We start from the raw sequence: 19,970 nt of genomic DNA, 5'->3' as shown, positions 1-19,970 counted from the left end.
GGCAGTTCAGAGCCACCCCTTGTCGCGGGCGACGTTGACCGCCTCGGCGCGGTTGCGCACGGCCAGCTTCTGGATCGCTGTCGAGAGGTAGTTGCGGACCGTCCCCGGGGAGAGGTGCAGGGCCGTGGCAAGCTCGGCGTTGGTGGCGCCGTCGGCCGCCGCCCGCAGGACCTCGCGCTCGCGGTCGGTCAGCGGGTTCGCGCCTCCGGCGAGTGCCGCCGCCGCGAGCGTGGGGTCGATGACCCGCTCCCCCGCGAGGACCTTGCGGACGGCGTCGGCGAGCTGGGCCGCGGGCGCGTCCTTGACCAGGAAGGCGTCGGCGCCGGCCTCCATGGCGCTGCGGAGATAGCCGGGGCGGCCGAAGGTGGTGAGCACCACGATCTTCAACTCGGGGAGCTGCGCGTGGAGTTCGGCCGCGGCCTCGATGCCCGTGCGGCCGGGCATCTCGATGTCGAGGAGCGCCACGTCCACGGCGTGCTCGCGTGCCGCCGCGAGCACCTCGTCGCCGCGGGCCACCTGGGCGACCACGTCGATGTCCGGCTCCAGGCCGAGCAGCGCCGCCAGCGCCTCGCGGACCATCGACTGGTCCTCGGCGAGGAGCACTCTGACGGTGGGGGCCGCGCTGTTCGTACTCATGCGGAAGATCCTAGGGCGGCGGCGCCGGACGCCGGCTCCGCGCCCCGGTCCAGCGGCACCCTGGCCGTGAGCCGGAGGCCCCCGCGGGCGCCGGGCCCCACGTCGAGGACGCCACCGACCGCCTCCACCCGCTCGGACAGACCCGTCAGGCCGTTGCCCCGGGTGACAAAGGAGCCACCCCTGCCGTCGTCCTCCACGGACAGCTCGACGACCGGCCCGTCCAGGGTGTGCCGCGACGTGATCGCCACCGTGCAGCGGCGCGCACCGCTGTGCCGCACGACGTTCGTCACCGCCTCGCGCAGCGCCCAGGCCAGCGCCGTCTCCCCCTGCTCACCGGGCAGCACGGCGGGTGCCTGAAGCGGTACGTCGGCCTCGACTCCGGCGGCGGTGAGCGCCGTGCGCGCGCCCGCGAGCTCGCCTTCGAGGGTCCGCCTGCGGTAGCCGGAGACCGCCTCGCGCACGTCCACCAGGGCCTGGCGGCTGACCTGCTCTATGTCGGCCACCTGTTGCGCGGCCTTGTCGGGGTGGGCGGGGAGCATCCGGCCGGCCAGCTCGCTCTTCAGGGTGATGAGGGAGAGCGAGTGGCCAAGGAGGTCGTGCAGATCACGGGCGAGGCGCAACCGCTCCTCGTTCGCGGCAAGTTGGGCGACCGTGGCCCGTGCCTGGCGCAGCTGGACCGTCGTACGCACCAGCTGGCGCACCCCTGTCATCGCGAAGCCGACCAGGAGGGTCAGCACGGCGAGACTGCCGAGCAGGTCCTCGACGCTGTCGGTGCGCAGGCCGACCGCGATCATCACGCCGGTGACGGCCGGGATGACCCAGGTGGCGTGCCACAACGGCAGCACGGCCCCGGCCGACACGGCCACGTACACGAAGAGCCCCAGCCAGGCCGTGCCGAAGGCGAACGAGAGGCCGACGGCCAGCGCGAGCAGCGCCCCGAACGACACGTGCACCGCACGCCAGTCGTGCACCCGGGCCGTGTAGCGGAAGACCAGGGAGAGGTAGCAGCCCACGAACGCGGCCAGGCCGAGCCAGCCGAGTGCCGTGGCCACGCCACCACGGTCCGAGCTCAGCAGGTCCTTCACCGGGCCGGCCAGGAAGACCAGCCAGATACCGATCCAGAGCACCTTCGTCAGCACCTGGCGGCGGCCCGCCGGCGGATGCCCGAAGGTGTCCAGCGGGTGGGCCCGCTCGGTGCGGTCGGTGTCACTCACGCCTTCGATGTGTCCTTCCGGTACAACCATGCCGCGCCGCCCGCGAAGAGGACGAAGTACCCGACGAGGAGCACGATGTCCTTCGCGTGCGGGGCGTCGCCCAGTTCGATGGCCTGTCCGAGGGCAGCGTACGCATGGGTCGGCAGCCAGGACGCGATGTCGCTCAGCCACTGCGGGAAGGTCGCCGTGGGCATCCACAGGCCGCCGAGCACGGAGAGCCCGAAGTACACGATCATCGTGATCGGGCGGACGGCGTCGCCGGTGGCGAGATAGCCGATGGCCACACCGAGCGCGGCGAAGCAGAGGCTGCCCGCCCAGATCGCGCCGGTCAGGGCCAGCCACTGCCAGGCATCGAGGCGTACGTCCTTGACGGCGGCGGCGACCACGAACACCACGACGATCGACGGCAGGCTGACCACGGCGGCACTGGCCGTCTTCGCGAGCACGTAGCCGCGTCCGGGCAGGCTCGTCAGGCGCAGCTGGCGGACCCAGCCGCTCTCGCGCTCCTTGGCGATGCGCTCGCTGTTGCCCATGAGGACGGCGGTGAGGGCGCCGAACGACGCCATCGACACCATGAAGAAGGCGGGCAGCGCGAGCCCTGTGTCGCCGACCATGTCCGTGCCGCTCTGGCCGCCCGCGATGATCAGGAAGAGCATCGACGGATAGACCACCGAGAAGAACAGGAACTTCTTGTTGCGCAGGGCGCGGATGATCTCCAGCTTGATCAGCATGTCCTTGCCTCCTCCTTGGGCTCCTTGCCGGCTTCCTCGGCCGCGGTGATCGCCACGAAGGCCTGCTCGAGGCCAAGCCCCGCCACTTCGAGATTGCGGGGGTGAAGACCGAGCCCGTAGAGCGCGTGCACGGTGGCGTCGGCGTCCGTCGACTGCAGCCGTACGGTGTGCCCGGACACGTCGACGGCGGTGAGCAGCGGCAGGGCGCGCAGCTTCTCCGCGAGTGCGGCGTCCAGCTCCGGGAGGTCGAAGGCGACCCTCCGCGCCCCCGCCTTCGCCTTGATCTCGGCGGCGGTGCCGTCCGCGAGGAGACGGCCGCGGTGCAGGACGAGGACGCGGTCCGCGATCGCGTCGGCCTCCTCCAGGTAGTGCGTGGCGAACAGGACCGTGCGGCCCTGGGCGGCCTGCTCGCGCATGGTCGCCCAGAAGGCCTGGCGCGCGGTGACGTCCATGCCGGTGGTCGGCTCGTCCAGGACGATCAGGTCGTTCGCTCCGGCGGTCGCGAGCGCGAAGCGGACGCGCTGCTCCTGCCCGCCGGAGAGCTTGTCGACCTTGCGGTCGGCGAGTTGGGTGAGGCCCGCGGCGGCCAGCACGTCGTCCGCGCGGTGCGGCCTGGGGTGCAGGTCGCAGGCGAGCCGCACCAGCTCGCGGACGGTGACCTCCGCCATCAGGCCGCCGCTCTGCAGCATCGCGCCGACCCGGCCCGCGGTGATCGCCTCGCGCGGGCTGGTGCCGAAGACCCGTACGGTGCCGCTGTCCGCGTGCCGCAGGCCGAGCAGCAGATCGAGCGTGGAGGACTTGCCCGCGCCGTTCGGCCCGAGGAGGGCGACCGTCTCGCCGGGGTGGAGATCGAGCGTGAGGGCGTCTACGGCACGGACGTCGCCGTAGCTCTTGGTCACCTGCTCGAAGCTCACCGCTGTACGACTCGCTGCTGTACGGCTCACTGCTGTCATGTGATCCATCGTCGCCAAGAGGCGGCAGGCGGCGGCAGTGTCGTGTGTGCCGAGTCCGGGATGACAGATGTCATGCCGGACACGCCGGAGGCCGGGCGGTCCCCTCTGTGGTCCGCCCGGCCTCCGGGTGCGTACGGGAAATCAGTTGGCGTCGGTCTCGATCACACCGACCCGCTCCGCCGGCGTCTTGCCGATCAGCGCCTTGTTCATCGCGGCGGCCACGTCCGTCGGCTGGACCGGCGTCTTGTCGCCGTTGCCGCGCTGGATCAGGATGCCGTCGAAGACGTTGCCGTAGAGCTTCTTGAGCTCGACGGTGTTGTAGTGCACCTGCAGCGTGCCGTTCTTGAGCACCTTCGTCTCGAGCACCTTCGGCAGGGACTTCGCCGGACCGAACGGGATCGAGGCGTTGCCCGCCTTGATCGTGACGTTGGCGGACATGGCGGGCTTGGCGAAGCGCGTCATGAACTTGTCGACCTCGGCGTTCGGGACGGTCGGCTTGCGGGTCGTGACGGGCACCGCGACGGTGCCCGCGCTACCGGTCTCGACCTGCTTCCTGTACGCCTCCGAGACGGCCTTGGTCGACGCGGCGACGTCGATGCCCTTGCCCGCCTTGCCGTACACGGGGACGGCCTTGCCGGGCAGGAACTTGACCGTGCCCTCCTTGGCCGATCCCGAGCCGCCCGCGGCGCGCTCCAGGGCGGCCGCCAGCTTCTCCTCGTCCACGGGCATGACCGGCTCGGCGACGCGCGCGCCGCCGAAGAGCGATCCGATCACCGATACGGGGTTGTAGTCGCTGCCCGCGGCCTCGCGGACGGTCGCCTGGCTGTCCAGGGTCAGACCCGCCTGGTCAGGCTTGAGCGTGACCGTCTCACCGTCGACCGACAGCTTCAGGGGCTTGGCCACGCTCTCGCCGATCGCCGCGTCGAGCTTCTTGACGGCCTCGTCGCGCGTGCCGCCGCCGATGTCGACGCCGAGCGCGGTGGTGCCCTTCGGTACGTCGGCGTGGTTCATCAACAGACCGGCGCCGTAGGCCCCGCAGGCCACGACGACCACGGCGACGGCCACCAGAACGAGCTTGTTGCGCCCCTTCTTCTTGGCCGGGGCCGCGGCGACGGGCACGTTCGGCTGCACCGGCTCGGGCAGCTTGGGCGGGGTGTGCGGGACGGGTCCGTCCCCCTGCGGGCCCGTGGCGAACGGCGAGTTCTGCGCGGGCGGCACGACGGGGATGCCGCTGGTCAGGGTGTCACCGGAGACGTTGGTTCCGGGAGAGGGCGCGCTCGGGCCACCCGGGATGGAGCCGGGGCCGCCGGGGACCGGGCCGCCCGCGGCGGGGGGCCGGGGGCCGCCGGGGGGCCCCTGGACGGGGCCCGCCTTCTGCGGCGTGAGGATGGCGGTGTCGTCGCCCATCGCGGGCGCTCCGGCACCGGCACCCGAACGGGCGGCGGGGTTGGCCGGGTTGGCCGGGTTGGGGCGATTGCCCGGGTTTGCCGGGTTGGGGCGGTTACCCGAACCGCCCTGATCCGGCGGAGTCAACGGGTTCGCCCGGCCTGCCGGGTTGGCCTGGTTCGCCGGGTCGGACGGATCGGTGAGCCTCGGCGCCATCGGTCCGTCACCGGTCATCGGCCCGCTGGTGGGCCCCGACGGTCCACGGCCGCCGTCGCCCGCGCCGCCACCGGAGAAGTACGGCAGGTCCCCGCGCTGCGGGTCGCCGCCCTGCGGCGCACCCGAGCCGAGCGGTCCCGATGCCACGGCCCCCGACACGTCGAAGGAGCCCGTACCCGAGCCGTTGCCGCTGCCGCCGGCCCCCGAACCGGTGGGCCCGGACGCGCTGCTGCTCTTGCGCGGCGCGAACCAGTCACTCGTCTTCTCCTCGGCCGGAGCGGACGGCGACGACGACCCGGCGGAGGGAGGCCCCGCGGGCGCGGAGCCCGAAGCGGGCAGCCCGGCGGAACCGGGCCCACCCGCGCCGTTCGCGGCCCCCGGGCGCCCCGCGCCGTCCCCGGCGTCGGGTCCGTCGGCCGCGCGGCCCCCGTCCAGCGGACGTGACGCACCGGCATCGCTGTCCCCGACGGGCGTGCGCATGACGACCGGTGGGATGGGCCGCGACCCGGGGATGTTGATCCGGATGCGCGTGGTCAGCGTGGTCTCGGTCTTGGGCTCGTCGGGCCGCTCCTCGGCGGCCTGCCGCTGCGCGCCCTCCACGGCGCCGTCCGACGCGGCGCCCTGCGCGGGGGAGCCGTACGGCGGCGTCCCCGAGGGGTAAGCGGCTCCACCGCGCCCCTGGGGCCCGGAGGACGAACTGTCAGTTTCACGACTCAAGGCAGGTTCTCCCGGTTGGCTCCGCCGTCCGTGCTCCCCGCGCGGAGGGGAATTCCCCCCGGCCGGAGGCTGGGGGAGGCTCGACGGCGCGCACCACCATACTGGCCGCCGTCGGCACTCATCCTGTGACCGCCGTCAAACCCGTGCGGCACACGGGCTGAAGTGGTACGTCACTTGCCAAGTCGGGCGGCGGGCCCGCCTGGTTGCGGCCGCTGACCGAGGGTGGCACACATCACAGCGACCGCCGTCCCGCCGAACAGGAAGGCGTACGAGCCGAATCCCGCGCCGAAGAGGAAGTCCCCCTCGGGCCGACTGGCCATGAGCAGCATGACGGAGACGAACCAGCCCGCCGCAGGCGCCACCGCCCCCGCTCTGGTACCGACGGCACGCGCTCCCCCGTAGAAGAGCCCGGCGGCCCCGAGAAGCGCGAGCAGCAACCCGCCCGGGAACCAGCCCGGGAACCAGCCCCCTTGGACGAGCACGCCGGCCGTGCCGACGACCAAGCCCAGCACGAAGAGGCCTCCGTACGAGGCGATGCGACCGAGGTTCAGTGGCTGGGCAAGCGCGCTGCCGCCCGGCGGGGAGGCAGCGGACGACGCGCCGGAAGCCGACGATGACGACGTGGCACGCGAACGAGTACTCACAGCCTCGTCACCCCTTCGTGCCCCGAGCCTGCGTGCCCCGAGCCTGCGTGTCCTGCTGAGCCTTCGAGCCCCGCACCTTCAAGCCCCGCGAACAGATCCGTCTCACGCTCGCCGTCCACCGCACCGGCCTTTCCTCGCACCAACTCGTAGTACTCCACATCAAAGATCGGCTGCGCGAGCCCGTTCGACAGGACGAAGAGCGGGCCCTGCACCTCGATCTGCGTAGCGTGCGCGCGCATCGCCGCCGCCTTCGCCTGCGCGAAGGCCGTCCCGTCGATCTCCGCCGTGATCCGTTCGTCGTCCGTCACACCGGGGACGTCCGCGACCACGCCGGGGGTCGTGAACGGCGAGTGCCGCAGGGCACCCTCCATCCACCGGAACCGCTCTTCGACGACGGAGCGCGGTGCGCGGTTCCAGTAGATCTTGCGGATGGTGTGCGGTTCGCCGAGATCCGCGCGGAAGGCGCCCTCGGCCGCGAGGTCCGCGGCGCGCATCGCGACGCGGTGGGCCTGGATGTGGTCGGGGTGGCCGTACCCGCCGTCCGGGTCGTACGTCACGAGGACCTGGGGCCGCACCTCGCGGATCACCTCGACGAGGTGCGCGGCGGCGGCGTCGAGATCGGCGGACCAGAAGGCGCCCGCGCGGTGGTTCTGCTCGATGCCCATCATCCCGGAATCGCGGTAGCGGCCGGTGCCGCCGAGGAAGCGGTGGTCGGCGACGCCCAGCTCCTTCATCGCGGCGGCCAGCTCGCCGATGCGCTGCGGGCCGAGCGCGTCCTCGCGGTCGGGCGCGAGATGGGCGAGGTCGGGCGGGATGACCTCGCCCTCCTCGCCCAGCGTGCAGGTCACCAACGTGACATGGGCGCCGTCGGCCGCGTACTTGGCCATCGTCGCGCCGTTGTTGATCGACTCGTCGTCGGGGTGCGCGTGCACGAGCAGCAGACGCCGGGCGGGCAGTTCCGTCATGGGACCACCCTACGAGCACCCCGCGCACCGGTCGGAACGTGAGCGGACGGATCAAGCGAACGGCTCAGAACTTGATGTCGCCGATCATCCCCGCCACGTTCGTCGTCAGCTCGTTGATCGTCGGGGCGATGGAGGAGCCCGCCAGGTAGAAGCCGAGCAGCACACAGACGATCATGTGGCCGGTCTTCAATCCTGACTTCTTGACCAGCAAGAAGACGATGATCGCCAGTAGCACCACCGCCGAAATCGAGAGTGCCACGGCGGCTCACCTCCAAGTCCAAGACCCTGCACCAGTGCGGACGCCAGCAGGTTCATACCCACTAAGCGCTACGGATCATAACTATCCGTGGGTCCGCATGACTCGGAGCACGGCAGCACAAGGGGGCGCATGCCCCATAGGCTCGGAGGATGACCACCGAGACGCCCGGAACCACCGGGCCCGCCGAGAGTCACGCGCAGCGGCTCTCCTTCCCCCGCCTGCACGCCCGCACGCAACGCTTCACTCTCGGTGCGCCCCGCGCGTTCACGGTGGCGCCGGACGGGTCCCGCGTCGCCTTCCTTCGCTCGTCGTCCGGCACGGACCGGGCGAACCAACTCTGGGTCCTGGACCTTCAGGACGGCGCGACCGAGCGCGTCGCGGCCGATCCCCAGGCTCTGTTGAAGGGCGCGGTCGAGCGGCTCTCCGCCGAGGAGCGGGCCCGGCGTGAGCGCAGCCGCGAGGGCGGCGCGGGCATCGTGGGGTACGCGACGGACGCGGCGGTGGAGCTCGCCGCCTTCACCCTCTCCGGACGGCTCTTCGCGGCGGAGCTGCGCGTGGGCACGGCAAGCGAACTGCCCGCCCCCGCACCGGTGATCGATCCGCGCCCCTCGCCCGACGGCCGCCACATCGCGTACGTGGCCGGGGGCGCCCTGCGGGTGACAGGCGCCGACGGGGAAGGTGACCGTGCCCTTGTGGCGCCGGAGCCGGACTCCGTCGAGAAGGCGACCGTGACGTACGGCCTCGCGGAGTTCATCGCGGCCGAGGAGATGCAGCGTTCGCGGGGCTTTTGGTGGTCGCCCGAGTCGGACCGGCTCCTTGTCGCACGCGCCGACGACGCTCCCGTACGGCGCTGGTGGATCGCCGACCCCGCGCACCCGGAGACGGAGCCCGCGCGGGTCGCGTACCCGGCGGCGGGCACGGCCAACGCGGACGTACGCCTCTTCGTCGTGACCCTGGACGGCGCGCGCACCGAGGTGATGTGGGACCGCGCCCGCTACCCGTATCTGGCGCGGGTGCACTGGTCGTCGGCGGGGGCGCCGCTGCTCCTCGTCCAGTCCAGGGACCAGCTCAGCCAGCTCTACCTGGCGGTTGACCCGGACGACGGCTCGACCCGCATGGTGCACGCGGAGGAGGATCCGCAGTGGCTGGAGCTCTTCCCCGGGGCTCCCTCCTGGTCCCCCAGCGGACGCCTGGTACGGATCGTGGACGAGGGCGGCGCGCGGGTCCTGGCGGTGGGTGAACGCCCATTGACGGGGCATCAGTTGCACGTCCGCGCGGTGCTCGACGTGGCGGACGACGACGTACTGATCTCGGCATCCGCGGGAGCGGCAGCCGCGACCCCGGAGACGGGCGAGGTGCACGTCTACCGGGTCAACGAACTGGGCGTCGAGCGTGTCTCCGGCGAACCCGGGGTGCACTCGGCGGTGCGCTCCGGCGGCCTCACGGTCCTCGTGTCGGCCACCCTTGACCAACCGGGCTCCCGCGTCCAGGTACTGCGCGACGGCAAGCAGGTGGCCACCGTCGCCTCACACGCGCGGCGTCCGGGGCTCACGCCGCGCGTGACTCTGACCGAAGGGGGCGCACGCAAGATCCCGTGCGCCGTCCTGCTCCCCACCGACTACGAGGAGGGCTCGGGGCCGCTGCCCGTACTCCTCGACCCGTACGGCGGCCCGCACGGCCAGCGGGTCCTCGCCGCCCACAACCCGTACCTCACGTCCCAGTGGTTCGCCGACCAGGGCTTCGCCGTGATCGTCGCGGACGGCCGGGGTACGCCGGGCCGCTCCCCCGCCTGGGAGAAGGCGATCCGGCGGGACTTCACCCTGACCCTGGACGACCAGGTGGACGCGTTGCAGGGCCTCGCTGCGTCCTTCCCCCTCGACCTCGACCGGGTCGCCATCCGGGGCTGGTCCTACGGCGGTTACCTCGCCGGGCTCGCGGTCCTTCGCCGTCCCGACGTCTTCCACGCGGGGGTGGCGGGGGCGCCGGTGACGGACTGGCAGCTGTACGACACGCACTACACGGAGCGGTACCTGGGGAACCCCGGTGAGGACCCGGCCCCGTACGCCCTGAACTCCCTCGTCACGGAGGAGGGTCTGTCGGCCCCGGAGAACCCGTCCCGGCCGCTGATGATCGTGCACGGCCTCGCGGACGACAACGTGGTGGTGGCGCACGCCCTGCGCCTGTCGTCGGCGCTGCTGGCCGCGGGGCGGCCCCATGAGGTCCTCCCGCTCTCCGGGGTCACGCACATGACTCCGCAGGAGCAGGTCGCGGAGAATCTGCTGCTGCTTCAGGTGGACTTCTTGAAGCGTTCGCTGGGGATGCGCTAGCCCCGGAGCACGGCGGTCGGCCGGGGCGACATGGCTTGCCCCGGCCGACCTACGGCACCCGCACGGCCGTACGTTGACCAGCCTGCCGCTGGCGTATATCGCCGGTGCGACGGCGCGATTGCCCGTGTGTAAAGCACGAACAGGCTTCTTCCCCAACCCCGCCCCTTCCCGAAAACCCGCTGCGCGGGGGCGTCCTCAAACGCCGGACGGCTGAAATCTCAGCCCGTCCGGCGTTTGAGGACAGAGCCTCGCAGGGACCGCCCCTACGGCACCACCTGCTTCTCCTCAGCGAAGTGGCACGCCGAGTCGTGGGCAGCGGGCCCGGAGACGCCACGGAACTCCGCCGGAACGGCCAGCGCCGGCACCTCCAGGGCGCACCGCTCCCGCGCCTTCCAGCACCGCGTGCGAAACCGGCACCCCGAGGGCGGATTCGCCGGCGAGGGCACATCCCCGCTCAAGATGATCCGCTCCCGACGCTCCCGCGCCTCGGGATCCGGCACCGGCACGGCCGAGAGCAGCGCCTGCGTGTAGGGGTGCGTCGGATGCTCGTAGATCTCGTCCTCGGAGCCGATCTCGACGATCCGCCCCAGGTACATCACACCCACCCGATCCGAGATGTGCCGCACGATCGACAGGTCGTGGGCGATGAACACGTACGAGAGGTCGAAGTCGCTCTGGAGCTGGGCCAGGAGGTTCACCACCTGCGCCTGCACCGAGACGTCCAGCGCCGACACCGGCTCGTCCGCCACGATGATCTCGGGCCGCAGTGCCAACCCCCGCGCGATACCGATCCGTTGGCGCTGCCCGCCGGAGAACTGGTGCGGATAGCGGTTGATGTACTCGGGGTTGAGCCCGACCACGTCCAACAGCTCTCGCACCTTCTGCCGCCGCGAGCCCTTCGGCGCGACCTCCGGATGGATCTCGTACGGCTCCCCGATGATGTCGCCGACCGTCATCCGGGGATTGAGCGACGTGTACGGGTCCTGGAAGACCATCTGGATGTTGCGGCGCACGGCCTTCAGCGCGCGCCCGGACAGCTTGCTGATGTCCTCGCCCTTGTAGCGGATCTCGCCCGCCGTCGGCCGCTCCAGGTTCACCAGCATCTTGGCGACCGTCGACTTGCCGCAGCCGGACTCCCCCACGATGCCCAGCGTCTCGCCACGCCCGAGGTCGAAGTCGACGCCGTCGACGGCCTTGACCGCGCCGATGTGCTTCTTGATGACGATGCCCTGAGTGAGCGGATAGTGCTTGACCAGGCCCCGCACCTGGAGGATCGGCTCATGGCCCGACGCCGAGCCGTGTGCGGCGAACTCGTGCTCCGCCTGCGCCTTGTGCATCAGCTGCCGAGCGGTCTCACCCTCGTCCTCCAGCTGCTTCCTGCTGACGTGCTCACCACGAGGCATGGAGCGTCTCCTTCCAGAAGTGGCAGGCGCTCCGGCGGTCGGCGGCCAGACCTTCGTACGTCACGTCGTAGAGGGGCGGCTCGTCGGTCGTGCAGATGTCCTGGGCCATCGGGCAGCGGGGGTTGAAGGCGCAGCCCGGTGGGATGTTCATGAGGTTGGGCGGCAGGCCCTTGATCGCGTAGAGCTCCTGGCCCTTCTGGTCGAGGCGGGGGATGGATTCCAGGAGACCGCGGGTGTACGGGTGCGCGGGAGCCTTGTAGATCTCGTGGACGGGAGCCTTCTCGACGATGCGGCCCGCGTACATGACGGCGATGTTGTCGGCGACATCGGCCACGACGCCCAGGTCGTGGGTGATCAGGATCAGGCCCATGTGCAGCTCGCGCTGGAGCTCGGCAAGGAGGTCCATCACCTGGGCCTGGACGGTCACGTCGAGGGCGGTGGTCGGTTCGTCGGCGATGATCAGCGAGGGTTCGAGCGCCATCGCCATGGCGATCATGATGCGCTGGCGCATGCCGCCGCTGAACTGGTGCGGATACTGCCCGACGCGTTCCTTCGCGGCCGGGATGCGCACCCGGTCCATCAGCTCGACGGCCTTGGCCTTGGCGTCCTTGCGGGACATCCCCTGGTGGACGACGTACATCTCGCCGAGCTGCTGGCCGACGCTGACCACGGGGTTCAGCGACGACAGGGCGTCCTGGAAGATCATCGCCATTCCGGCGCCGCGCGTCTTGCGCCGCTCCTCCGCCTTGAGCTTGAGGAGGTCCTGGCCCTTGAAGAGGATCTCTCCCCCGGTGATCTTCCCGGGCGGCATGTCGAGGATGCCCATGATGGCCTGCGCGGTCACGGACTTGCCGGAACCGGACTCGCCGAGCACGGCGAGCGTCTCGCCCTCGCTGACGGTGTAGTCGACGCCGTTGACGGCCTTGGCGACGCCGTCCCTGGTCCTGAACTCGACGTGCAGGTCGCGCACTTCGAGCAGCTTGGACGCCCCTGGGGTGGGCGCCTCGGACGCACCGGATGCTCCGGATGCCACGGTTGCCATGGGCGCCTACCTCAGCTTCGGGTCGAGGGCGTCGCGCACCGCGTCGCCGAGCATGATGAACGCGAGCACGGTGATGGCGAGCGCTCCGGCGGGCCAGAGCAGCATGTGCGGGGCGTTGCGGATGTACTGGGATGCGGCCGAGATGTCGATGCCCCAGCTCACGGTCGGCGGCTTCAGACCGACGCCGAGGTACGAGAGGGTCGCCTCCAGGGCGATGTACGTACCCAGCGCGATGGTGGCCACCACGATCACCGGCGCGACCGCGTTCGGCGCGATGTGCCGCAGGAGCATCCGCGAGTTGGAGGCGCCGAGGGCCCGCGCCGCCTGGACGTAGTCGTTCTGTTTGGCGGTGATGACGGAGCCGCGGGCGATGCGCGAGAGCTGCGGCCAGCCGAGCAGGACCATGAAGCCGATCACCGGCCAGACGGTGTTGCTGGTGACGACCGACAGGAGCACCAGGCCGCCGAGTACGACGGGAATGGCGAAGAAGACATCGGTGATCCGGGAGAGGATCGCGTCCCAGAACCCGCCGAAGAACCCCGCGAGCCCGCCGAGCACGCTGCCCAGGATCGCGACGCCGAGCGTGGCGCAGACGCCGACGGTGACCGAGGCGCGGGCCCCGTACACGGTCCGTGTGTAGACGTCGCAGCCCTGGCCGTCGAAGCCGAAGGGGTGGCCGGGCTGGGATCCCTGTTCCCTCTTCGACAGGTCGCAGGAGAGGGGATTGCCAGAAGCGATCAAGGACGGCCAGATCGCGATGACCACCAGGAAGAGGATGACGAGGCCCGAGATGATGAAGACCGGGTTCCGCCGCAGCTCGTGCCAGGCGTCGGACCACAGGCTGCGGGCCGGGGCCGAAGGGCCGGCGCCTCCGGACCCGCCGGGCCCCTTCTCCAGCGTCGTCCCCTCGGTCGCCGCGAGGTCCATCGCGCCGCCCGCACCGGTCGGGGCGATGGCTCCGTCTGGCTCTCGGGGTTCAGGCATAGCGGATCCTCGGGTCGAGAACGGCGTACAGCAGGTCGACGATCAGGTTGGCCACCAGGAAGACCAGGACGAGGACGGTCACGAAGCCGACGACGGTCTGCGTGCTCTGGCGAAGGATCCCCTGGTAGAGCTGGAAGCCGACGCCGTGGATGTTGAAGATCCGCTCGGTGACGATCGCGCCGCCCATCAGCGCGCCGATGTCGGTGCCGATGAAGGTGACCACTGGGATGAGCGAATTGCGCAGCAGGTGCCGGATGATGACGCGGCGTCTGGGCAGTCCCTTGGCGATGGCCGTGCGGACGTAGTCGGCACGTCGGTTCTCGGCGATCGAGGTCCGGGTCAGACGCGTCACGTACGCCAGAGACACAGAGGCGAGCACGAGGCCTGGCACGATGAGTTCGTTGACGGGCGCCTCCGAGGAGACGGAGGGTTTCATGATCCCCCACTCGACACCGAGGAACAGCTGCAGAAGCAGGCCGGTGACGAAGGTGGGAATGGCGATGACGACGAGCGTCAGGACCAGTACGACGGTGTCGATGGGACGACCGCGCCGCAGGCCCGTGACGACGCCCAGCGAGATTCCGATGACGATCTCGAAGACGATCGCGACGAGCGTCAGGCGGATCGTGAGCGGGAAGGCCGTCGACATCAGCTCGGTGACCTTCTGCCCGTTGAATGCGGTACCGAAGTCGCCGGTGAAGACATTGCCCATGTAGGTCACGTACTGCTGCCACACGGGCTTATCGAGGCCGAATTCCTTCTTCAGCTGGGCGGCCGTCGCGGGGTCGCACTTTCGGTCCCCGCAGAGGCCCGCGACGGGGTCGCCCATCACGTTCACCATCAGGAAGATCAGCAGTGTGGCGCCGAAGAAGACCGGGATCATCTGCAGCAGACGCCGGATCACATAACGTCCCATGAAGGGCTCCGGAAGTAACGGAAGCGGTCATCCGACGCGGTGACGGGCGCCGGATGACCGCTCCCTGGCCTCAGCTGACCTTGATCTCGTTGTAGACCGGCACGCTGAACTGGTTCAGGGCCACGTCGGAGACCCTGTCCGAGTAGCCGGCGCTGCCGTTCTGGTACCAGAGCGGAATGACCGCCATCTGCTCGGCGAGCACCTTTTCGGCGTCCTGGAAGGTGGAGACGGCCTTCGCGGTGTCGGTCTCGGCGTTGGCCTTGTCGACGAGATCGTCGAACTTCTTGTCGGACCACTTGCCGTCATTGGACGGGGCGTCCGTGTAGTACAGCGGCTGCAGGAAGTTCTGGATCAGCGGATAGTCCATCTGCCATCCCGCGCGCCAGGCGCCGTCAAGCTTCTGCTGCGACGCCTGGCTGCGGAAGTCGGCAAACGTGCCGACCGGGTTGGCGACGCATGCCTTGTCCTGGCCCAGGGAGTTGTTGATGGAGTTGCAGACCGCGTCGACCCATTCCTTGTGCGAGCCGGTGTCCGCGTTGTACGTGATCTTCAGCGTGCCGCCCGGGATGCCGCCGCCGTCCTCGACCAGCTTCTTCGCCTTGGCCGCGTCGTACTTGCAGGCGTCACCGCACAGCCCTGCCTTGTACCCGCCGGCTTCACCGAGCACCGGGGACGTCCAGTCGGTGGCGGGAGTACGGGTCTTCTGGAAGATGGTCTCGGTGATCTGCTCACGGTTGATCGCCATGGAGAGCCCCTGCCGGACCTTCTCCATCCCCGCCTTCGACCACTTGCTGTCGTAGAAGGGGAAGGCGAGCGTCTGGATGATGCCCGCCGGGGTGTTGATGTAGCGGTCACCCAGATCGCTCTTGGCGTTCTTGAGCTGCGAGGCGGGAACGTCGTCGACGAGGTCGAGATTGCCCGCCATCAGGTCCGTGTAGGCGGTGTTGTTGTCGGTGTAGACCTTGAGATCCACACCGCCGTTCTGCGCCTTGTCCGTACCGCTGTACCCGTCCCATTTCCGCAGGGACATCTTCGATCCCTTGGCGTACGAGTCCACGGTGTACGGGCCGTTGCCGACAGGCTTGGCGAGCCATGCGTCGTGGTCGTCGTAGAACGCCTTGGGCAGTGGTGCGAAGGCCGGGTAGCCGAGGGTCTTGGGCCAGGTGGAGAACTTCTGCGTGAGCTTGACGGTGAAGGTGGTGTCGTCGACGACCTTCAGCCCGGAGAGCGTGTCGGCCTTGGCGTCCCCCTTCTCCGGGTGGACGTCTTCATACCCCTCGATGTAGCCGAAGAAGTAGGCGTTCTTCTGGTTGTTCTTCAGGTGGGCGCCGTAATTCCAGGCGTCGACGAAGGACTTGGCAGTGACCTTCTCGCCGTTGCTGAACTTCCAGCCGCTCTTGATCTTCACGGTGAAGTTCTGCGAGTCCTTGGTGTCGATCTTCTCGGCGACCATGTTCTTGGCCTCGCCGGTCTTCGGGTCGTACCGCATGAGACCCCGGAAGAGCATGTCGAGCACCTTGCCGCCCTGCACCTCATTGGTGTTCGCAGGCTCCAGCGGATTCTGCGGATCACCCCAGGAGGACCCCACGATCCCGGAGCCGTCGCCGCCACCACCGCTGCCCCCGCCTCCGCCACAGGCGGTCGCCGCGAGCGCGACGGTCACCGCACAAGCGGCCCACTTGGCGTGCGTGGCTCCACGCATCGAGTTCCTCCTCTTGAACGGTCACGCGTCACGTACGCTCAATATTTACCTAAACCAGACATAGTGCACCTTAGGGGCATCCCTCCGAGTGCGCGCCGTGGCACTCGCGCGACGCGCGAGATGCCTCCCAGAGTCGATCCAGCCACAACATCGGCCGGTCACCCTTCGCTCGAGGGGCGGCGGGATCAGGGATCTGACGCTCGGGCATTTCCAGCGGACTCGGCCTCTTCGACATCCTGGCACCGTCAATCCGACGTCGTACGGAGCGAGTTGGACCGCACAAGAAGTGACGGCTCCTCACTGGTGGGATCACCAAGGGGCGGACCGTCAGTGCGGCCCTGACTCATGACCAGAAGGCCCGAGCATTAGGGCAGTTGACGCCCACCACCGCTTTTCCCCACGCCCTACTCCGCACTCCTGGCCGCCTTCAGGAATTCATTTGCATCATCAGCCTGGGCGCACTTCTGGGCACCCGCAGGCAACCCAGACGATTTCGCCGTTTCCATTCCGTGACTTCGTCGACATTCGAACGCTTGCCGATGACGGAGCCTGAAAGACCGAGTGGTAGCGTTCCACTCCCGTCAGTCGGTGGCCGTGCACTTCAGTAGCCCGACCATCTTTCAGCACGGGGACGAACGTCAGAAACGAAAAAGGGGAATAGTCTTGGTGAAGTCGCGCTCCGCATGGGCTGTCACAGCGTCTCTCACAATCAGTCTCGCCCTGGGAATAGCATCGGCCCCCCACGCTGCGGCAGTTTCCTACGAGACTGATCACGCCAAGTACTCGTCTGGCGGACCTGGGAAGGGATATAACTCCGGAGGTCCCGGATGGTGGTACTTCAATGGCGGCAATCTCGGCGGCCCGCCCGTAGGCGTCGAGTACTTTAATGCCAACGGCGATGAATGGTGGATCGGCGACAATGACAAAGACGGAAAGTCTGTCGCCCTGAAGTGGAAGAATTACCGCAACGGCTCGCTCTACCGACAGGGTGTCTGTATCAACAGTCACGGATTCGGAAAGTGGGGCCACTGCAACAAGGACTACTACGAGAACAGCACCCTCAGGGTCCAGGCTTGCCTGTACGACAGCGGCTCAGGCAAGTACTCGAAGTGCGTCGAAAAGCTTGCGCTTCAGATCTGGGCGAACGACGGGAAGCAGACCTACGTCAAGCCCCAGACGGTCTTCAGCTGACCGCGCCTGGCTCAAGTGCCTGCGTTCGTCGCGCCCCGGTGGGGAGGCAAAGAACGCAGGCACTTTTGCGTCCCTGGACCTCGATTCGTCAATTCCCGGCCCCGCCCTGAACCGGAAGAGCCCGGTTCGGTGAGGCCCGGCGGGCCTGCACCTTACGCCAAGCCGGCGCGCTCCCTCAGCCAGGCCTATCCGTGTCCACCTCCACCACGGAGACCCACTCGCGCACCCTCGACGCCGACGCGCAGCTGCGAGGAGGACTCAGTGGTGCCGGCCCAGTAGGGCGAGTTCGCCCCGTCGCCCCCCCCCGGCAGCCCACACCTTCCGGTCGACGCCGCCCCGGGTGCCACACCCACGCCTGCTCCTCCTGCACGGTGTCCTCCGCCGAGGACGAAAATGGGGGCGCCCGGAACCAACTGGTTCCGGGCGCCCCCATCACGTGCAGGCCGTACACACACTCACGCCGCGTGCACGACGTCCTTCTCCTCCGCGAAGTGGCACGCCGACTCGTGGGCCGCCGGGGTGTCCTGGCCCGCGAAGCGCTGGGGGATCGCCAGCAGCGGGGTCTCCTCCGCGCACTTCGCCTCCGCCTTCCAGCAGCGGGTGCGGAAGCGGCAGCCCGAGGGCGGGTTCGCGGGGGACGGGACGTCGCCCGTCAGGATGATCCGTTCGCGGCCCTCGCGTGCCTCCGGGTCCGGCACCGGCACCGCGGAGAGCAGCGCCTGCGTGTACGGGTGCGTCGGGTGCTCGTAGATCTGCTCGTCCGAGCCGATCTCCGCCATCTTGCCGAGGTACATCACGCCCACGCGGTCCGAGATGTGCCGGACGATCGACAGGTCGTGCGCGATGAAGAGGTACGAGAGGTTGAACTCGTCCTGCAGCTTCTCCATCAGGTTGATGACCTGGGCCTGGACGGAGACGTCCAGGGCCGAGACCGGCTCGTCGCAGATGATGATCTCGGGGTTGAGGGCCAGACCTCGGGCGATGCCGATGCGCTGACGCTGACCGCCCGAGAACTGGTGCGGGTAGCGGTTGATGTACTCCGGGTTCAGGCCCACCACGTCCAGGAGATCCTGGACCTTCTGGCGGCGCGAGCCCTTGGGAGCCACCTCGGGGTGGATCTCGAAGGGCTCCCCGATGATGTCGCCCACCGTCATACGGGGGTTCAGGGACGTGTAGGGGTCCTGGAACACCATCTGGATGTTGCGGCGGACCGCCTTCAGCGCACGCCCGGACAGCTTGGTGATGTCCTGGCCCTTGTAGAAGACCTCGCCGGCCGTGGCCCGCTCCAGCGTCATCAGGAGCTTGGCGACCGTGGACTTGCCACAGCCGGACTCGCCCACGATGCCGAGGGTCTCGCCCTGGTACAGGTCGAAGGAGATGCCGTCGACCGCCTTGACCGCGCCGATCTGCTTCTTGAGCAGGATGCCTTGGGTCAGCGGGAAGTGCTTCACCAAGTTGCGGACCTGGAGGATCGGCTCGCCGCGCTCCACCGGCGCCTCGATGGCCGCGACGGCCTCCTCGGCGCTTGCCGCGTCGACCGTTTCCACCTCGGAGACGTTCGGGGTGGCGTCGGCGGGCTCGTCCGTCTTCGAGAGCTTCGAAGCCTTCGTCGGCTCAGCCATGGATCGTCTCCTTCCAGAAGTGGCACGCGCTGCCGCGGCCCGGCAGATCCGTGCCGTCCTGCTCCGTCACCGACACCAGGGCCGGCACGTCCGTACGGCAGACGTCCTGCGCCTTGGGGCAGCGTGGGTTGAAGGCACAGCCGGGCGGGATGTGGAGCAGGTTGGGCGGCAGGCCCTTGATCGCGTAGAGCTCCTGGCCCTTCTGGTCGAGCCGGGGAATCGACTCGAGCAGACCGCGCGTGTACGGGTGCGCGGGGCGCTTGTAGAGCTCGTGGACCGGGGCCGTCTCGACGATCCGGCCCGCGTACATGACCGCGATCTTGTCCGCGACGTCGGCGACCACGCCGAGGTCGTGGGTGATCAGGATCAGGCCCATGTTGTACTCGCGCTGCAGGTCGGCCAGGAGGTCCATGACCTGGGCCTGGACCGTCACGTCGAGCGCCGTGGTGGGCTCGTCCGCGATGATCAGGTCCGGTTCGAGGGCGAGCGCCATCGCGATCATGATGCGCTGGCGCATACCGCCGGAGAACTGGTGCGGGTAGTCGTTCACCCGCTCCTTGGCGGCCGGGATCTTCACCCGCTCCATCAGCTCGATGGCCTTGGCCTTGGCCTCCTTGCGGCTGACGCCGTCGTGCACCCGGAACATCTCGCCGAGCTGGTAGCCCACCGAGAGCACGGGGTTGAGCGACGACAGCGCGTCCTGGAAGATCATCGCGATCTTGCGGCCGCGGATCTTCCTGCGCTCCTCGTTGGACATCTTCAGCATGTCCTGGCCGCGGAAGAGGATCTCGCCCTGCGGGATCTTGCCGGGTGGCATGTCGAGGATGCCCATGATGGCCTGCGCCGTCACGGACTTGCCGGAGCCGGACTCACCGAGGACGGCGAGCGTCTCGCCCGCGTCCACGCTGTAGTTGACGCCGTTGACTGCCTTGACGACACCCTCGCGGGTGTGGAACTCGACGTGCAGGTCCTTGACGTCCAGGAGCCTGCCGCTTCTTTCCTCGCCCGAGCGGGGGGCGGGAACCGAGTCTTCCTTGATGTCGATGCTGGTCATTTACGCCT

17 protein-coding genes are annotated in these 19,970 nt (G+C 69.3%); 2 read left to right on the top strand and 15 right to left on the bottom strand.

Translation table 11 applies throughout. The annotated features are described in order from the left end of the window. Positions 1-6 precede the first annotated feature (6 nt). The 8 genes from ACZ5WE_RS17055 to ACZ5WE_RS17020 all read right to left on the bottom strand — a co-directional run bounded on the left by ACZ5WE_RS17055 (position 7) and on the right by ACZ5WE_RS17020 (position 7,721). The gene (locus ACZ5WE_RS17055) at positions 7-636 is read right to left on the bottom strand and encodes a response regulator (protein ID WP_467688752.1); all 630 of its coding nucleotides are present in this window, start codon (positions 634-636) and stop codon (positions 7-9) included. Further along, entirely contained in the window at positions 633-1,859 is a 1,227-nt protein-coding gene (locus ACZ5WE_RS17050) for a sensor histidine kinase (RefSeq protein WP_467689197.1), read from the bottom strand. Before ACZ5WE_RS17050 ends, ACZ5WE_RS17055 begins: the two co-directional genes overlap by 4 nt. Then, the gene (locus ACZ5WE_RS17045; protein WP_467688750.1) at positions 1,847-2,581 is read right to left on the bottom strand and encodes an ABC transporter permease; all 735 of its coding nucleotides are present in this window, start codon (positions 2,579-2,581) and stop codon (positions 1,847-1,849) included. Before ACZ5WE_RS17045 ends, ACZ5WE_RS17050 begins: the two co-directional genes overlap by 13 nt. Then, complete coding sequence (locus tag ACZ5WE_RS17040; protein ID WP_467688748.1) at positions 2,575-3,543, bottom strand: ABC transporter ATP-binding protein; 969 nt, start codon at positions 3,541-3,543, stop codon at positions 2,575-2,577. The genes ACZ5WE_RS17045 and ACZ5WE_RS17040 overlap by 7 nt, the downstream gene beginning before the upstream one ends. A 132-nt stretch (positions 3,544-3,675) precedes the next feature. Next, complete coding sequence (locus ACZ5WE_RS17035) at positions 3,676-5,853, bottom strand: hypothetical protein (protein WP_467688746.1); 2,178 nt, start codon at positions 5,851-5,853, stop codon at positions 3,676-3,678. 170 nt (positions 5,854-6,023) lie between these two features. Next, a complete protein-coding gene (locus ACZ5WE_RS17030) occupies positions 6,024-6,404 on the bottom strand; it encodes a DUF6113 family protein (protein WP_467689195.1) in 381 nt (126 codons plus the stop codon). Positions 6,405-6,493: 89 nt separating this feature from the next. Continuing rightward, positions 6,494-7,462, bottom strand: coding sequence for an N-acetyl-1-D-myo-inositol-2-amino-2-deoxy-alpha-D-glucopyranoside deacetylase (gene mshB / locus ACZ5WE_RS17025; RefSeq protein ID WP_467688744.1), 969 nt, complete (start codon positions 7,460-7,462; stop codon positions 6,494-6,496). 64 nt (positions 7,463-7,526) lie between these two features. Then, the gene (locus ACZ5WE_RS17020; RefSeq protein ID WP_467688743.1) at positions 7,527-7,721 is read right to left on the bottom strand and encodes a hypothetical protein; all 195 of its coding nucleotides are present in this window, start codon (positions 7,719-7,721) and stop codon (positions 7,527-7,529) included. A gap of 149 nt (positions 7,722-7,870) precedes the next feature. Here ACZ5WE_RS17020 and ACZ5WE_RS17015 point away from each other — a divergent pair, with 149 nt between their 5' ends. After that, positions 7,871-10,048, top strand: a complete 2,178-nt coding sequence (locus ACZ5WE_RS17015; RefSeq protein WP_467688741.1) for a S9 family peptidase — start codon at positions 7,871-7,873, stop codon at positions 10,046-10,048. A gap of 263 nt (positions 10,049-10,311) precedes the next feature. On the opposite strand, the gene ACZ5WE_RS17010 is transcribed toward ACZ5WE_RS17015, so the two are convergent. The 5 genes from ACZ5WE_RS17010 to ACZ5WE_RS16990 all read right to left on the bottom strand — a co-directional run bounded on the left by ACZ5WE_RS17010 (position 10,312) and on the right by ACZ5WE_RS16990 (position 16,095). After that, complete coding sequence (locus ACZ5WE_RS17010) at positions 10,312-11,385, bottom strand: ABC transporter ATP-binding protein (RefSeq protein ID WP_467689193.1); 1,074 nt, start codon at positions 11,383-11,385, stop codon at positions 10,312-10,314. A 52-nt stretch (positions 11,386-11,437) separates the two neighbouring features. Beyond that, positions 11,438-12,493, bottom strand: a complete 1,056-nt coding sequence (locus ACZ5WE_RS17005) for an ABC transporter ATP-binding protein (RefSeq protein ID WP_467688739.1) — start codon at positions 12,491-12,493, stop codon at positions 11,438-11,440. 6 nt (positions 12,494-12,499) lie between these two features. Next, entirely contained in the window at positions 12,500-13,477 is a 978-nt protein-coding gene (locus ACZ5WE_RS17000) for an ABC transporter permease (RefSeq protein WP_467688737.1), read from the bottom strand. Next, positions 13,470-14,393 carry an ABC transporter permease gene (locus tag ACZ5WE_RS16995; protein ID WP_467688735.1) on the bottom strand — a complete coding sequence of 308 codons (924 nt, stop codon included), beginning with the start codon at positions 14,391-14,393 and terminating at the stop codon, positions 13,470-13,472. Before ACZ5WE_RS16995 ends, ACZ5WE_RS17000 begins: the two co-directional genes overlap by 8 nt. Before the next feature lie 70 nt (positions 14,394-14,463). Further along, the gene (locus tag ACZ5WE_RS16990; protein WP_467688733.1) at positions 14,464-16,095 is read right to left on the bottom strand and encodes a peptide ABC transporter substrate-binding protein; all 1,632 of its coding nucleotides are present in this window, start codon (positions 16,093-16,095) and stop codon (positions 14,464-14,466) included. Positions 16,096-16,683: 588 nt separating this feature from the next. Between ACZ5WE_RS16990 and ACZ5WE_RS16985 the strand changes: the two genes are divergently transcribed. Continuing rightward, positions 16,684-17,286: a hypothetical protein gene (locus tag ACZ5WE_RS16985; RefSeq protein WP_467688731.1), complete on the top strand. Its 603-nt coding sequence runs from the start codon at positions 16,684-16,686 to the stop codon at positions 17,284-17,286. Between the two features lie 455 nt (positions 17,287-17,741). Here ACZ5WE_RS16985 and ACZ5WE_RS16980 read toward each other — a convergent pair whose 3' ends face one another. Both ACZ5WE_RS16980 and ACZ5WE_RS16975 read right to left on the bottom strand, forming a co-directional pair. After that, complete coding sequence (locus ACZ5WE_RS16980; RefSeq protein ID WP_399395119.1) at positions 17,742-18,908, bottom strand: ABC transporter ATP-binding protein; 1,167 nt, start codon at positions 18,906-18,908, stop codon at positions 17,742-17,744. Then, positions 18,901-19,962: an ABC transporter ATP-binding protein gene (locus ACZ5WE_RS16975; RefSeq protein ID WP_467688729.1), complete on the bottom strand. Its 1,062-nt coding sequence runs from the start codon at positions 19,960-19,962 to the stop codon at positions 18,901-18,903. The genes ACZ5WE_RS16980 and ACZ5WE_RS16975 overlap by 8 nt, the downstream gene beginning before the upstream one ends. Positions 19,963-19,970 lie beyond the last annotated feature (8 nt).

The sequence above is a fragment of the Streptomyces sp. NPDC033180 genome, from assembly GCF_055577645.1.
This window is presented reverse-complemented; position numbering and strand designations above follow the sequence as displayed.

Excerpts from the sequence above, each read along its gene's own strand:
- ACZ5WE_RS17055 (WP_467688752.1), bottom strand. The coding sequence starts at position 636 with ATGAGTACGAACAGCGCGGCCCCCACCGTCAGAGTGCTCCTCGCCGAG.
- ACZ5WE_RS17045 (WP_467688750.1), bottom strand. The coding sequence starts at position 2,581 with ATGCTGATCAAGCTGGAGATCATCCGCGCCCTGCGCAACAAGAAGTTC.
- ACZ5WE_RS17040 (WP_467688748.1), bottom strand. The coding sequence starts at position 3,543 with ATGGATCACATGACAGCAGTGAGCCGTACAGCAGCGAGTCGTACAGCG.
- mshB (WP_467688744.1), bottom strand. The coding sequence starts at position 7,462 with ATGACGGAACTGCCCGCCCGGCGTCTGCTGCTCGTGCACGCGCACCCC.
- ACZ5WE_RS17015 (WP_467688741.1), top strand. The coding sequence starts at position 7,871 with ATGACCACCGAGACGCCCGGAACCACCGGGCCCGCCGAGAGTCACGCG.
- ACZ5WE_RS17010 (WP_467689193.1), bottom strand. The coding sequence starts at position 11,385 with ATGCACAAGGCGCAGGCGGAGCACGAGTTCGCCGCACACGGCTCGGCG.
- ACZ5WE_RS17005 (WP_467688739.1), bottom strand. The coding sequence starts at position 12,493 with ATGGCAACCGTGGCATCCGGAGCATCCGGTGCGTCCGAGGCGCCCACC.
- ACZ5WE_RS17000 (WP_467688737.1), bottom strand. The coding sequence starts at position 13,477 with ATGCCTGAACCCCGAGAGCCAGACGGAGCCATCGCCCCGACCGGTGCG.
- ACZ5WE_RS16995 (WP_467688735.1), bottom strand. The coding sequence starts at position 14,393 with ATGGGACGTTATGTGATCCGGCGTCTGCTGCAGATGATCCCGGTCTTC.
- ACZ5WE_RS16990 (WP_467688733.1), bottom strand. The coding sequence starts at position 16,095 with ATGCGTGGAGCCACGCACGCCAAGTGGGCCGCTTGTGCGGTGACCGTC.
- ACZ5WE_RS16980 (WP_399395119.1), bottom strand. The coding sequence starts at position 18,908 with ATGGCTGAGCCGACGAAGGCTTCGAAGCTCTCGAAGACGGACGAGCCC.
- ACZ5WE_RS16975 (WP_467688729.1), bottom strand. The coding sequence starts at position 19,962 with ATGACCAGCATCGACATCAAGGAAGACTCGGTTCCCGCCCCCCGCTCG.